This window comes from candidate division TA06 bacterium (genome assembly GCA_016235665.1).
Classification (GTDB): Bacteria; Edwardsbacteria; AC1; order AC1; family EtOH8; genus UBA5202.
In genome coordinates, this window is the sequence record JACRJI010000014.1 from 144,568 (window position 1) to 157,882 (window position 13,315).

Consider the following 13,315-nt stretch of genomic DNA (forward strand, 5'->3'; position numbering starts at 1 on the left):
AGCAGAAACCAATGCAAAAAGACAAGCGAATAATATTATCTTATATCCCGCATCAGTTGCATCAAAAGAAATATGATGATGCAATCAAGTCGTGCCATAATGCCATAATGCAAAATCCTAAAGATTATTCATTGTATTACTTGAAGGGATTGCTCCAGCTCTATAAATATGCGTGCACGAAAACATATGAAGATATGAAGAATAATCTAGTGGTGCGTACGGCAGCCCAAGAGATGATCCGTTGTTATAAAATGATGCCCAAACACGTAAAACAAGACGATATTGAGTTGGGGCTTCAATTTCTTTACGAATATCAACAATATATTAAAAATCACAATAATATAATCTATGATTTACTGGACACAACGTGGGACCTAAAGAAAGCAAACAGGATCTTGTCTGGCATATACAGTACACTTGCGAACATAAAGATAAAGAGTAAAAACAGGGATCAAAATATTCTTGAAGCAGAACAAGCTATAAGTCTTAATATTAATAATCATAGCGCCCACCAGTGTTTAGTTGAGATATACAAGGAGCAAAACGATACGAAGGAATACATTGAGAATATGGTAAAATGGAGCAAAGCAAATCGAGGGCACTATATTCAATTATTATTCCCCCATTTGACATTAGCAAAGCAATATATATCCAATAAGCAATATTTAGAAGCGGGTTGCCATTTATTACAGGCTGTACGCAGGGCAAATAATATTCTTTTGGCAAAAAAGAATAACGACTATATTCTGACATATGATCCCGGTAAAGGAATTGTAATTAAAACGGAAATATACCATCCCTTGTCGTTGGATATTGCTATTTATAAAAGGAATGCTCATATATTATTAATGCTGGCTCTCTGGCGTAAATATGATTTTGTGAGAGCGAAAAAGCACTCAATCACTTCTTGTGAATGGGCCTTAGTCCAGCACGTACTTGCACAAAAAGGAAAAAACTTGAGTGGTGAGAAAAAGGCAGATGATATTTGGAACAATAAATATTGGGGATATTGGATAATCCATAAAGGTATTGATACAAACGAGAGCCTGCATAACCTTCTCGAATCTGATATACGTTCATTTGAAGATATTTACAATAAAGTACGAAATATTGAAAAAGACGTGCAAAAGGAATTTAATAACAAAAGCTATTCTAAATGCAATAATATTATTGATTGTCCTGAATTTATTGGGAGCCATTCTTTGGCGTATGCATCACGCTTGTATTTGCTAACACTCTATGCGACATTGCGCAGGATTATGATCGATGATTGGATGTTGATTGATTACGTAAAACAGAATTATGTTACAATGTTTATAAATCTCCACAATGACACTTTGAAAATATTGGGGATAATAAACGAGAGCAGGGAGATAATGGATATTCTTGATCGATATGATGACAATTCACACGAAAAATATGAAACATTACTTGTCAGCCTTTGTGCTTTGATCAAAAAGATTTATCAGCAATATGATTTTAGGAGCGGTATTTTTGCCGCAATGCGTTTAGAGTCTTTTGTGACATCCGTTTATCAATGCAAAAACAGGGAAGAAATAAAGGCTAAGCAATATGTTTTGCTGAAAGTATTAATGCCCGACAATAATGACGAACTAACGCTTCAAGATAGTGAGCAAAAGTTGGTGTATAAAGTGCTAACAAATGAAGGTCCGATGATAGAAAATGATATACCGCAATTAAAAAAGCATATCAAGCAATATGCGCTCTGGATGGATGATCGCGATACATTCTGTCATGTAGGGGGTAATCTTGTGAAATTTGCCCACAGAGAAAAGGCAGTTTTGAAAGAATTGTTTATTAACTATAAAAGGGAAATCAAAAGAAAAGAGTTATATAAATTATCTGAAAAAGAAAATATTGACGATGAAAATGTAAATCGATGGATATCCAACATTAGGAAGAAAGCTAAGTGGAAAAAAGACGATTGCATTATCAGCGAATATGGCAAAGGCATACAAATCAAACCAGGGATAAAATTCTGCATAATATATGTAAAAGATTAATCCATTCTTCTGTGATTATATCCTATTATGCGATCCATGTGATAGCCTAAAAATATACTCCAGGCGTCATAGAAGGATTTATAGTCGAGATAGGTTTTATCTTCTTTAATTGCGAAATTCAATGTATTTATCCAATTATGTATGCAATACTTAGGATCAACGGTCTTGTGAATTTCAGAATTGAAAAGAATAATATTTTGTATATAGTGTTGTCCCGGATGTAATTGTCTGTCGTGAGCATATTCTATTTTTAATGTTATAACTGAACTATGTGGCAGTTCTTTTACTTTCCGATGTACATTGCTTTCAAGGCTTGAAAAATTCTTGCCGCTTGTATAATACAGATTAATGCATTTAAGCTTACCGGGACTATTTGCATGGCAATCTTGGGTTAGCGCGCAATTATCATTTAAGCATGATAATTTAAACTTCTGGAATAACATGAAAATGCTATTCTCGGTCATACCATCAGAATGTGCATATTCTAAATTATTTTCCAGGTTCCGTGCTTCCTTCGTCGATAGACCACCATGTTTGATCATTTTGTAAGCCGTATTTATTAGAGAGGGCTCACCAGGCGTATAACCATCAACCATATATCCCTTATATTTACCCTTAGTTAATTCGACCCATGTCATAAAAGACATGGGTATTTTTGTTTTATAAAACTATTGTTTGATAATTTGTTCACAATTGTTCACTTTTCAGTCATGGCTAAATATCTATATAAATTCTATAATGCAGCTAAAGAGGGAATGGAATTATAACAATGGTTCCCTAAAAACGAGGAGGGAGTATGGATCTGCTGGTACAAATAAAAGACCTGGCCATCCGTCTGACCTATGATATGAACCCTCATATTTCGTCATTTGTCGTCCGAATGAGCTTCTTGTTGCTTAGTTCCTACCTAATGTTATTGTTCTCATGGTCCTTCCTTCCCTTTAGATCAGAAGCTTTCCAGAACATTGTCTTTCTCATGGGGATTATCCTGGCCATGAACATTCCCCTGAATTGTCTCAGATTCAGTGCCGGGTTTTATACGTTTCTGTTCCTGATAGCAGTGATCTGTATTACTTATCTGCCCCAGCAGATTCCGGCGTTGCTCGTTCCACGATATGGGACACAAACCAAGCTGAAATATATCTTGTATGTAGCAATATTGGTCCTCTTTATTATACAACTTATCGTTGGATAGGAGCAGTATAATGAAATACATCAATGATTATTTTAAACCTATCAGCAAAGAAACGATCTTCAAAAAGCCAAAATCCGTCAGTGATCAAGGCTTTGCAAGCAAAAAAACCGTCATGAAGGAAACGAAGGACGGCATCGAACGGCACGTTGAGGAAAGCATCCTCCTTTCCGCTTGCGGTGAGGTAATCAAGGAAAGCGAGATCAGCGGACGTTGTGATGTTTGTGGCGGATACACTTGCCCAAAGCACATCTACCATTGCCAGGCATGTCAAAAGACGTTATGCCTTCGGGATGTCCGGTTCTTAAAGGACAATGAAAACGAAAGCGCGTACTGCCCCGAACATTATACTATTGCTGTATATAACTATGACACCTGGACACGTCGCAAATAACGAAGCAATATAACTGGTTATTTATAATGCTACTTTCTGAAAGAAAATCAACGTTCGATTCGGATCCTTGCCTGCAGGCTGCTCTCCACATCATGGAACTGGCAAGGCAGACAGGTACAGAACGTGAGCTTTTCATCCTGCAGGCCCTAAAAGTGATCCGGGCATTTCCGCAAAACCTCGGACTGATCCAGGGGTATGTCAGGAGCGTGGAGCGGAGGCTTTTGCCAAAGTTGATCAATGAAAAGTATCAAAGCCAGGTGCCGGATTCAAGGGTTTTTGGCGGGAATATCCACCTGGGAAATGTAGTTGAGAACAATGTTCCCGCCAGGATCACGACGGGACAGCTTAACCAGAACATCCTGATTTATGGGAGGACAGGATCAGGCAAGTCGAATTTCAATATGCATGTTATCCCCCAGATTGCAGGGCTTGGGATAAAATGTGAAATATTTGATTTCAAACGGGAGTACCGGGACCTTTGGACATTACAGGATTGCCAGCCCATGATAGTACTCAATACCAGCAATGACAAATACAACCCGCTGGAACCAGTCGGGAATCCCAAGGGGTATAACCAGTTTTTCTGGGACATCTGCCAGCAGGATTTCAACATTCGCCCGGAAACTAAGCAAATGTTGATAATTTGTACCGACGAGTTGTATGCCCGTTTCGGGGTATACAACAATGGGAAATACTTTCCCACCTTATATGACCTCTATGATTACCTTAAAGAGAAGGCTGAAACGGCCAATCCCAAGATATTCAGGGGAATGGAAGTGATTCTGTCGATAATAAACCGGCTGGGCGCTATGGTTGATTGCAGTTCGGGATATGACCTCTCCGGTTTTAAAACGGTGTGCTATGAGGTGGATAACCTGAGTGAGGATTTAAGGTCCTGGATTATGAAACTGAGATTAAAAAAAAGCTACGAACAGGGTCTGAAATACAATCAACGGAATATATTGAGAAAAATTCTGGTTTTCGACGAGGCGAAGATGGTTTTTGGACAGAGCCGGATCGGGGAAGCGACCAACTATTTTAAGGATGCCATTACCCAGCAACGGGCATTGGGTACCGGACTGCTTATTTCCGACCAGAACCCGTCGGAGTTGGCCGACTTCATCAGGAATAATGTCTATGGACAGGTCTGTTTTCATCTGGTCCATCCTAAGGAAAGGCGGAACGCCGCACAATCTTTGGGTGGCACCGAGGACTTTGAATTGAAGATTGCGCGTTTGGCAATTCCCAACGCATATATTTCTCTGGGGCATTACCCGTACCCATTCCTGATGAGAATACCCAAAAGCAGGGTAACCTGGCATATCGGGGATGGAGAATTTGATCGTCTTATGCAGCCGGTAATATCCAGATTACAGTATATCCCCAGATACAAACCCGTTAAACCCGCTATTGTAATAACCCCAAAAGTCAACATACCGGAGAAACCAGCCAGCATTCCCAAAACAGACTCTACCGGAGATCTGTTTGAGCAATGGATAAATCTTTTAAAACATATTAAGGCGAATCCTGAAGACAATGTTTCGAAAATATACGATAAGCTGGGGTTGTCCAGAAGGAAGGGCAATTTGATCAAGGAACAGCTTTTGGAAAATTGTTTGATTGAAGAGGAGGTTGTCCATACCAAGGAGAGGAAACGGCCCCAAAAGCGACTAAAGCTCACTCTAAAGGGGGAGGAATATGTCAAAAGGCAAAGGCGGGCCTGAACACCAAAAGGCACAATGCCTTATAAGGGATTACTACCAGGCCCGGGGCATGGTGGCCGTTATAGAGGCTTTTCTTGGAAACAAGAATATAGATGTGTTGGTGCAGGATCCAGAGACTGGGCAGATCATAGCCATAGAATACCAGACGACGATTAAACATGCTTTGGAGAATGTTCTGCTTGACCATGTTTTTTGTGACGAGGTGATTCTCGTTTCGGCCGATATCCGGGTGCTTGGGCAAATGAAGCGGAAGATTGACGGGAACGGGGCAATTAACGGACAAAAAGTAAAATATAGGCTACTCAAGGAGTTTATTCCACAATAATGGTAATCTGGTCAGTAGTAATAACCCGGAATAAAATATGGAATTTAACCAACGGACTAAAATCCCAAAACGAAAGGAGGTGAACAGTATGCAAAGAAAAACAATATCCCTGATTGTGGCAGGCAGTGGGGTGATCAAAGACCTGGCGATTTCTCCGGAAACGACGGTCCATGACATCATCAATCAGAACGGACTATCTGGCTATGCTCTGTCCAAGGGCAACGAACAGAGTCTCAGTCAGGAGGATAACATCTTCAATTCGGTCATGGATGGCGACGAGGTCTATGCATCGCCGGAGGATGTTTCTGTAGGCAGACAACCCCCTGCCTCCCCCTTCGGGGGGAAACCGTCCTTCCAGTTTGAAAAGATAACTGGCATCCGGCAAACGGTAACCCACTCAGGAGTGACGGAGACCCGCAAGGTGGAGGTGGTCCGGACTAGAACGTATGATAAGACCCTATTTCTCAAAAAGCGGTCAGGGCTGCCCTATTGGATGAAGGCCGGTTGGTTTCAGACAAATGATGGATACAATGGGTGGTACCGGACTAAATACGGAAGTTGGAAGGGTTATATCCATCGGGATTATCAGGATTCCTACTCGTATTTCATCATCGATCCTCCGAGTGAAGTAAAAAATGGATCCCATGGAGCTTGTTTTTCCCACCGGGGAAACGGTAAATATCAAGTGCATTTTAGTGTCAAGCCGACGGATATCGGGGATGGTATTCTAACGGTTGAGAGACTTATTAGCGAATCATTCGGTCAAAAGAACCACAAGGCACATAGAGGAGGCTTTATATCATGTTTACGAAAACTGGGGCTTTTGTGATGAGGTTTCAATGACAGCGGAGAAGGAAGATGATTGAGCAGCAGATTGAGGCCCATATCACATTGTTAAAGGTAAAAGTAATTGCTCACAGCGTTGTGGAGGTAAAAAACCTATGTGCTTCCATTTTAGACCTGCTGGAGCTTCACCGGATAGCGGCCAAGTATGGTTCGGTTGAGGACGAAAAAAGGATTGTTTTTATAATTCCATCGCTTTTCCTACGGGATTGTTTAGATTACTTGAGGCAACAGGAGGAGGAATCGCTTCATTTCGTAACCGGAGTCCATATAGATAATATTGTGATCCTTGACCGGCTTGTCAAACTGGAATTTGAAAAGCAGACTGTTGTCTTTGCCAAGGCTGATTCTACTTCGGTTAAAAATGCCTTGCTGGAACTGACGAGAAACGGTTATCGGCTTTTTGCATACTTTCATATCCATCCGGGCACCGGAGAACCAGCCACGCATCCTTCAAGTATCGATAAAAAGCTTGATGAGCTGTTGCAACGCGGAAAATATCAGGCAGTCGGTGCGATATTTAGTAGGGATGGTTACGCGCGGTTCTTCACCGACGGCAATTATGAAGTCCAAATATACGGAAGGGGGGTGCAACAGATTGATGATAGAACTTTTAAGGTCGTTGAACCGGCCAAAACATAAGACTTTTCATACCCCAGGCATGGCCATGAGGTGTGAAGAAGACCGCAGGAATCTGACGGCCAGACAGGAAGTCGTTTTAGGTTTTGACCAGAATGTTATGAAAAGATTGTCCATATTGCAGATTGGAGCAGGTGGGCTTGGTGGAGAGATATGCCAGGGGTTGGTCCGAAAAGGCGTAGGGACCGTGAAGGTATTTGACGGGGATGTCGTCGAGCCATCAAACCTAACGCGACAGAGGTTTTATCCAAAAGACCTTTACAGGAATAAGGCGTTGTCATTGGCTGGCAATCTTATGAAAGAGGCGATCATTAAAACTGAAATTATTGCTTATCCTTTCATGTTCCAACGGGCATTGGAGGAGGGGATGAATATGGATTGTGATATCGTGATTTGCGCCCCGGACAATGACGAAGTCCGGCGTTTTACGGCGAAGTATTTTCTCAATAAAGTGCCGGTTATATTTACGGGATTGGACCGGAAGGCAAATACCGGCTATGTTTTCATTCAGGAACCGGGCAAAGCTTGTTTCGAGTGTGCGATACCGTCTGCAAAAAGGAATAAAAGAGAACCGTGCCCGAATACTCCGGCAGTCATTGACTTGGTCAAGATCATTTCAGGTTTGGTCCTTTTTGCGGTTGATTCGACGGTAATGCATAGAAAACGAAACTGGAACTACAGACAAATATTCCTCTGCGGGTATATCCCCGAAATTATATGGACGGTTAAAAGAAGTAATAAATGTCAGATTTGCGGTACCAAATGGTAACAGACCCCTATCGAATAAGGCGAAGTAAATTAAGGCGAGATCTAAAAACGAAGGGTTTATCGAAGCCGCAGGCTATAATATATGAAACCGCCATTAAGACAGGGAAGTGCGAATGACTTTCAGACACCAGCCCAAGCATTGCACCCGTTATACCAATATTTGAAAAAAGATTGGACAATATGGGAGTGTGCCCAGGGTAAGGGGAATATTGTCAGAGAATTACGGGCACGAGGGTGGAAAGTAATAGGCACAGATATATTAGATGGTCATGATTATTTATCTTATCTGCCGTCGAGATTCAATTGTATGATTACTAATCCTCCATATAGCATCAAGCAGCTGTTTTTAGAACGTGCATATTCTCTGCAAAAACCTTTTGCGTTTCTCTTGCCCTTGACCACATTTGAAACGAGAAAGCGACAGTATCTTTTTGAAAAATACGGGTTGGAGGTGATATTTTTCGATAAACGAATAAATTTTGAAACACCGAGCGGGAGAGGAACGGGAGCCTGGTTTGCGACGGCGTGGTTTACATGGGGTCTGAACATTGGCAAACAAATGACGTTTTGTAAATATGAATAAAGTGCGTACAATGGATCAACTAATTGACATAATAACCTTATCAAAACTCTTGAGCGTCAAGCCGATGACCATATATGGTTGGATACACGAGGGTGTAATTCCATATATCAAGCTTGGCCGGCTGGTGCGTTTCAGTGAAAAGGAAGTTCAAGCCTGGCTTAACAAGAAGAAACGAGAGGGACAACCAGTAAAAGCAACGGATATAGATTTAACTTAACTTGACATGGCAATAGGGTATAGGTTAACCCCAAAAGGTAATAATTCATTCATAAAGGAGGGAAGTGAAATGCGTATATATAAAAGAAATGAGATTTGGTATTTGGACTACAATTATAAAGGCAAGCGATATCGTAAACGCGTCGGTAAATCCCAGAAAATGGCAGAACTGGCACTTAAGAACATTGAGGTGAAAATTGTTAAAAAAGAGCATCTCGGCGTACAGGACGACAAAAAGATACTATTCGAGGATTTTACGACAAAATATCTCGACTACGCCAAAGTAAACAAGTCCCCTAAATCATATTACCTCAACATAGGTAATATGAAAGCCATGCTGCCGTTTTTCAAAGGGAAATATCTATCCGAGATCACCCCTCAGGACATCGAGAGATATAAAGCAGAACGATCTTCGACGGTAAAACCAGCTACCCTTAACAGGGATCTTGCCTGCCTGCGGCATATGCTCAATAAAGCCATCGAGTGGGGATACCAACAGGTGAATCCGATGAAAGGGGTAAAACTCCTGAAGGAGCCTCCGGGGAGGTTGCGTTTCTTGTCCGAGGAGGAAATCAAAATACTACTGCATGAGTTGCCAGCAGGCTCAAAACTCATCGTACTGGTCGCGATGTACACCGGGATGAGAAGGTCTGAAATCCTCAATCTCAATTGGAGCAATGTGGATTTGAAGAACAGGATCCTTGTCGTCGAGAAAACCAAGACCAATGAGCGGAGAATCATCCCTATCAACGATGGTTTGTATTCTCAGCTACATGAACTGTCCACAAGGAAAAAGAGCGAATTGGTATTTGCCGAATGTAGGATCAATTTACGGAGGAACTTCACAGATGCTTTGAAGAGGGCAAATATCAGAAATTTCAGATTTCACGACCTTCGCCACACCTTCGCGAGCTATCTTGTAATGAGCGGAGCCAGTATCAAAGTGGTCCAGCAGCTTCTCGGCCATAAGGATTTGAAAATGACGATGAGATATTCGCACCTTTCAAACGAACACCTCCAGGAAGCTGTTGGAAAGTTAAATTACACAAAACAGGATAAGATAGAACCGCAAACAGTAAGAGAAACCAGGAGCCGATATAAGTACAATCATATTATGTCCCTAAGGTAACAAAAATAGCCCAGCTTTTTAAGCTGGGCTATTCTACTCACAACGACAATAACCTAAGGAGGATAAAATGTTAATTTATCATTTATTTGCACTGATATTCATTGCAGTGATGGCAAGAAAATATTCTGCCAAGGAGATCTTGCGGGCAGCAATTAAGGCGGGAATCATTGCATATATAATCATGGGTCTGGTATTTGCTCATGGAATTATCAGAAAAATAGCCTTCCGTTCAGTTATTCACCTGCAACAAAATAATAACAATTCCTACAACAATAACCCCCTTATCTAAATTAAAGGAGGTACACCATAATGAGTAACATGGCTAAAATCTACATTCCCGAGGATGTCCTCTATTATCTGAAACTTGTTGGTTTCGATAAATTTGTATATTCGAACATTGACAAAGTGGTTTTCCGGACTGATCTTTCAACTGGTGGTTTAGCGTTTATTGGGAGCCGTCCCCGGCTGGTGCACATTAAATTACGTTCCCCACCCGTCAATAATACAGCATGGAAACAATTAACCGCCATATCCAATGCAACAACTTATGTACATGAAGCCGCACATCATTACAGATGGGAGAATTATCATGATCGTGGAGAGTATGCACCAAAATGTTATGAATGGCGGTTCTTACGGGCATTGCAACCTCTGATCGAACCTCAAGGAAAAATCCGAATTGTTATTCACAGAACGTGGTGGGGTGGCTTTAAGGGGTGCAGTTTATTAATCGTTTGAATGCTCGGGTCCCTGATGGAATAATAAATACATTTTAGTGCATTTGAATGGGCATTTACAAAAAGCCGTTAGGAAGTTAAGCTTTGCTAAAGAGAATAGCCCAGCATAGTAGCCGGGCTATTCTTTTCTGTTGACAAGGAGTATATCGGATGTTACTATTATGTGAGTAAAAAAATCTAGTATTAATTGCAGTGATTTATATGAGAAAAAGCATAAAACATAAGTATTCATCTCTACTTATCATTGAATGCGATTCAAATAAACTTCAGAGACAAAACATTGATATAGCAAGTAAGATTAACGACCTTTTTCAAAAATTACCATTTTGTAAGCACAAATACATTCGTACGTTTGAGAAATCAGATTTATGCTTAAAAATAAATGAAATCTCTAAAGAACATTACGATATTATTGTTTTAACAGGCCATACTTTTACTGATGGAGGGGGTAGGCCTGTCCGTTTCGATTTTGCAAGTGACTATAAACCAGAATTATCAGTCTTACCTTCTTTTTTAAATACATTTAAACCTAAATGTTTGATTATGGCTTCGTGTAAGGGGTCTCATTTTATTACCACGGATGTGATGTTTAATGGGATGCCAACACTAAAAGAAATATATGGCTCTCCGGTTTTGACAAATTCAAAACAACTTCAAATATTATTACTATTGATACCATATATTATATTCAGCGATAAATATGATGACGGCATTTTATTTTTAAGCAATATTGTTAATTTTGTACAATCTGGAGGATATATTGTTAGGCATACACGTGCGGAATTTATAAATAAAAGACCGATTAAATATATTCAACAAGAAATGTATGATTCTCTAAAAAGTATTTTAAGTAATAGTCATTAATAAAGGCACAACACATATGGCACATTATAGATATAATTCTCTAGAAGATTATTTAATATCTCAGCCCCTAACGGTTGATGGTGTTTTGGATGATGGATGGGGTGCCTCGTTTCCAGTTAAAGGGCGTGAAGTAGAGGCAACAATATTATTTTCTGACATTTCGTCATTCACTCGACGCACTCTTGATTTAACCCCTACGGAAACATTAATATTTGTCAACAATTTTTTCTCATGGATTACAGCTGAAGCTTTAAGGGATAAACCAGCGATTATTGACAAGTATGTCGGTGATGAGATGATGATTGTATTTTCAAATGAGTTTGGGTCTAAAGATCATTTTGTCGATGCTATTCAAACCGCAAGGTGGATGGGAGAATATGACATACTTGATTTCCGTCCTCACATAGGAATAGCAAGTGGCCCCGTTATTATTGGCTATGTTGGTACACCTGTTAAATATAATTGTTCTGTATTTGGTCATACCGTCGCATTAGCGAAGAGGTGTGCAGGGGTGAAAATGAGCGATACTAGTCCATATATGGTTTTCCCGACACGATCATGGCAGGGTCGTTCGTTTGAAGAAATAATTCCACTTGTGAAAATGAAGAAATCGGAAAGTGAATTTGTTGAATTACCACAAAGCTGGAAATTAGCCCCAAGTCGTAAAGTCAGCTTAAACAATATTGGTGATGTTGACGTAATGGGCATTATAAATATGTTATTAACAGAACCATCACAGTCCGCAGTGGAAAGAGCAAAAGAATCGTTAACTATTCTTAAAGCCAATGGCAGTTGCAGACAATAATGATTATCAATTAGACACTACTGCATCGTTAGGCACAAATCCGACACAACAGCATTTTATCAATAATAGTTGACTTATAACCTATTGTGATGTAAAATAGTCCAAGTGCGTTGAAATAATAGTGGCAATCTCTTAATCAGCGGGTCAAAGGTTCGAGTCCTTTATGGCGCACCAGTTTTTAGCAGCACAGTTAAAATACTGTGCTTTTTGTTTGGGGTCCGCAGGCCTTGACAAAGGGTGTTAATATTGGTATCTTTATACAAGCGATCAAATAAAAGGGGGGCGTCCTTCGGAAACAAAGCAAGAGGGACTACCTCAGTATGACGAAGCAAACAAATAAAAGGGGGGCGACCCCGCATCAGGCATAATACAAGCAAACAATTCCTGCGGGGCAGGGAAGGCATCAAATAAAAGGGGGCGACACTTCGACAAGTTGGGCAAGGGGCGTTTCTCAGTGCAAGGAAGCAATCAAATATTAGGGGGCGACAGGTTTCGACGGTAAAGAAAGGGTTTAAGTGGCATGCCGAGAAAGTCAGAGGGCTCGTTAAAATACTGGCAACGTCATAATTGACACTTACAACTACGCTCTGGCAGCTTAATTTTAGCTGCCATGCCGCTGCAGGTCCCCGCCTATCGGATCTGCAAACGGCATCGCAAAGATGGGCTGGTCCGAGACGCCCGGCCCGGGCATTTCGGATGAGATCTTAGGGCTGCTCTCTTAAGGGATCGTGTTTGTGCGAGACTTTTAGGGAAAAGACCAAAACACAAAACAAGCATGTAGAGGCTTAGGTTCTTACCTTATCGGACGTGGGTTCAATTCCCACCGCCTCCACCATTATTCCTCCGTGCCGGGCAGTAGTCCGCCGAAGCTTTAGCGAAGGCGGGCACCACACCAAAATCCAGAGCTTGGCAATAGCCCCGCCAACGGCGGGGCACCATCTTGGATCAACAGCCGTTCCGCAACAGCGGGACGGCTGTTATTTGTTTGAGCCTCTTGACAAAATGCTCCGGCAGGATTATCCTATATCAGCGGGCGGTAGTTCTCAAAGGGTTCCATCAAGGACAAACCATA

General features: G+C 41.0%; 16 protein-coding genes and 1 other RNA gene. 16 read left to right on the top strand and 1 reads right to left on the bottom strand.

Features of this window, described 5'->3' with window-relative positions:
- Positions 1 to 11: 11 nt before the first annotated feature.
- Positions 12 to 2,024, top strand: a complete 2,013-nt coding sequence (locus HZA73_09555) for a helix-turn-helix domain-containing protein (GenBank protein MBI5806279.1) — start codon at positions 12 to 14, stop codon at positions 2,022 to 2,024.
- On the opposite strand, the gene HZA73_09560 is transcribed toward HZA73_09555, so the two are convergent.
- On the bottom strand, positions 2,021 to 2,662 hold the full coding sequence (locus tag HZA73_09560; GenBank protein ID MBI5806280.1) for a hypothetical protein: 642 nt from the start codon (positions 2,660 to 2,662) through the stop codon (positions 2,021 to 2,023). The genes HZA73_09555 and HZA73_09560 overlap by 4 nt on opposite strands.
- Before the next feature lie 158 nt (positions 2,663 to 2,820).
- On the opposite strand from HZA73_09560, the gene HZA73_09565 reads away from it, so the two are divergent.
- The 15 genes from HZA73_09565 (at position 2,821) to ssrA (ending at position 13,078) form a co-directional block, all read left to right on the top strand.
- Positions 2,821 to 3,219 carry a hypothetical protein gene (locus HZA73_09565; protein ID MBI5806281.1) on the top strand — a complete coding sequence of 133 codons (399 nt, stop codon included), beginning with the start codon at positions 2,821 to 2,823 and terminating at the stop codon, positions 3,217 to 3,219.
- 10 nt (positions 3,220 to 3,229) lie between these two features.
- Positions 3,230 to 3,610, top strand: coding sequence for a hypothetical protein (locus HZA73_09570; GenBank protein MBI5806282.1), 381 nt, complete (start codon positions 3,230 to 3,232; stop codon positions 3,608 to 3,610).
- A 26-nt stretch (positions 3,611 to 3,636) separates the two neighbouring features.
- Entirely contained in the window at positions 3,637 to 5,334 is a 1,698-nt protein-coding gene (locus HZA73_09575; GenBank protein MBI5806283.1) for a DUF87 domain-containing protein, read from the top strand.
- The gene (locus HZA73_09580; GenBank protein MBI5806284.1) at positions 5,309 to 5,659 is read left to right on the top strand and encodes a hypothetical protein; all 351 of its coding nucleotides are present in this window, start codon (positions 5,309 to 5,311) and stop codon (positions 5,657 to 5,659) included. The genes HZA73_09575 and HZA73_09580 overlap by 26 nt, the downstream gene beginning before the upstream one ends.
- Before the next feature lie 88 nt (positions 5,660 to 5,747).
- Entirely contained in the window at positions 5,748 to 6,488 is a 741-nt protein-coding gene (locus tag HZA73_09585; protein ID MBI5806285.1) for a hypothetical protein, read from the top strand.
- Between the two features lie 29 nt (positions 6,489 to 6,517).
- Complete coding sequence (locus tag HZA73_09590) at positions 6,518 to 7,144, top strand: hypothetical protein (GenBank protein MBI5806286.1); 627 nt, start codon at positions 6,518 to 6,520, stop codon at positions 7,142 to 7,144.
- Positions 7,104 to 7,910 (top strand): ThiF family adenylyltransferase, encoded by an 807-nt coding sequence (locus tag HZA73_09595; protein MBI5806287.1) that lies wholly within the window; start codon positions 7,104 to 7,106, stop codon positions 7,908 to 7,910. The genes HZA73_09590 and HZA73_09595 overlap by 41 nt, the downstream gene beginning before the upstream one ends.
- Positions 7,911 to 7,991: 81 nt before the next feature.
- Positions 7,992 to 8,492, top strand: a complete 501-nt coding sequence (locus HZA73_09600; GenBank protein ID MBI5806288.1) for a tRNA (adenine-N(6)-)-methyltransferase — start codon at positions 7,992 to 7,994, stop codon at positions 8,490 to 8,492.
- On the top strand, positions 8,485 to 8,709 hold the full coding sequence (locus tag HZA73_09605; protein MBI5806289.1) for a helix-turn-helix domain-containing protein: 225 nt from the start codon (positions 8,485 to 8,487) through the stop codon (positions 8,707 to 8,709). The genes HZA73_09600 and HZA73_09605 overlap by 8 nt, the downstream gene beginning before the upstream one ends.
- A gap of 159 nt (positions 8,710 to 8,868) precedes the next feature.
- Positions 8,869 to 9,837, top strand: a complete 969-nt coding sequence (locus HZA73_09610) for a site-specific integrase (protein ID MBI5806290.1) — start codon at positions 8,869 to 8,871, stop codon at positions 9,835 to 9,837.
- A 67-nt stretch (positions 9,838 to 9,904) separates the two neighbouring features.
- Positions 9,905 to 10,126: a hypothetical protein gene (locus HZA73_09615; protein MBI5806291.1), complete on the top strand. Its 222-nt coding sequence runs from the start codon at positions 9,905 to 9,907 to the stop codon at positions 10,124 to 10,126.
- Positions 10,127 to 10,155: 29 nt separating this feature from the next.
- Positions 10,156 to 10,575 (top strand): hypothetical protein, encoded by a 420-nt coding sequence (locus tag HZA73_09620; protein MBI5806292.1) that lies wholly within the window; start codon positions 10,156 to 10,158, stop codon positions 10,573 to 10,575.
- 200 nt (positions 10,576 to 10,775) lie between these two features.
- The gene (locus HZA73_09625) at positions 10,776 to 11,438 is read left to right on the top strand and encodes a hypothetical protein (protein MBI5806293.1); all 663 of its coding nucleotides are present in this window, start codon (positions 10,776 to 10,778) and stop codon (positions 11,436 to 11,438) included.
- 16 nt (positions 11,439 to 11,454) lie between these two features.
- Positions 11,455 to 12,243, top strand: coding sequence for an adenylate/guanylate cyclase domain-containing protein (locus HZA73_09630; protein ID MBI5806294.1), 789 nt, complete (start codon positions 11,455 to 11,457; stop codon positions 12,241 to 12,243).
- A 478-nt stretch (positions 12,244 to 12,721) separates the two neighbouring features.
- Positions 12,722 to 13,078, top strand: a transfer-messenger RNA (tmRNA) gene (ssrA, locus tag HZA73_09635).
- Positions 13,079 to 13,315 lie beyond the last annotated feature (237 nt).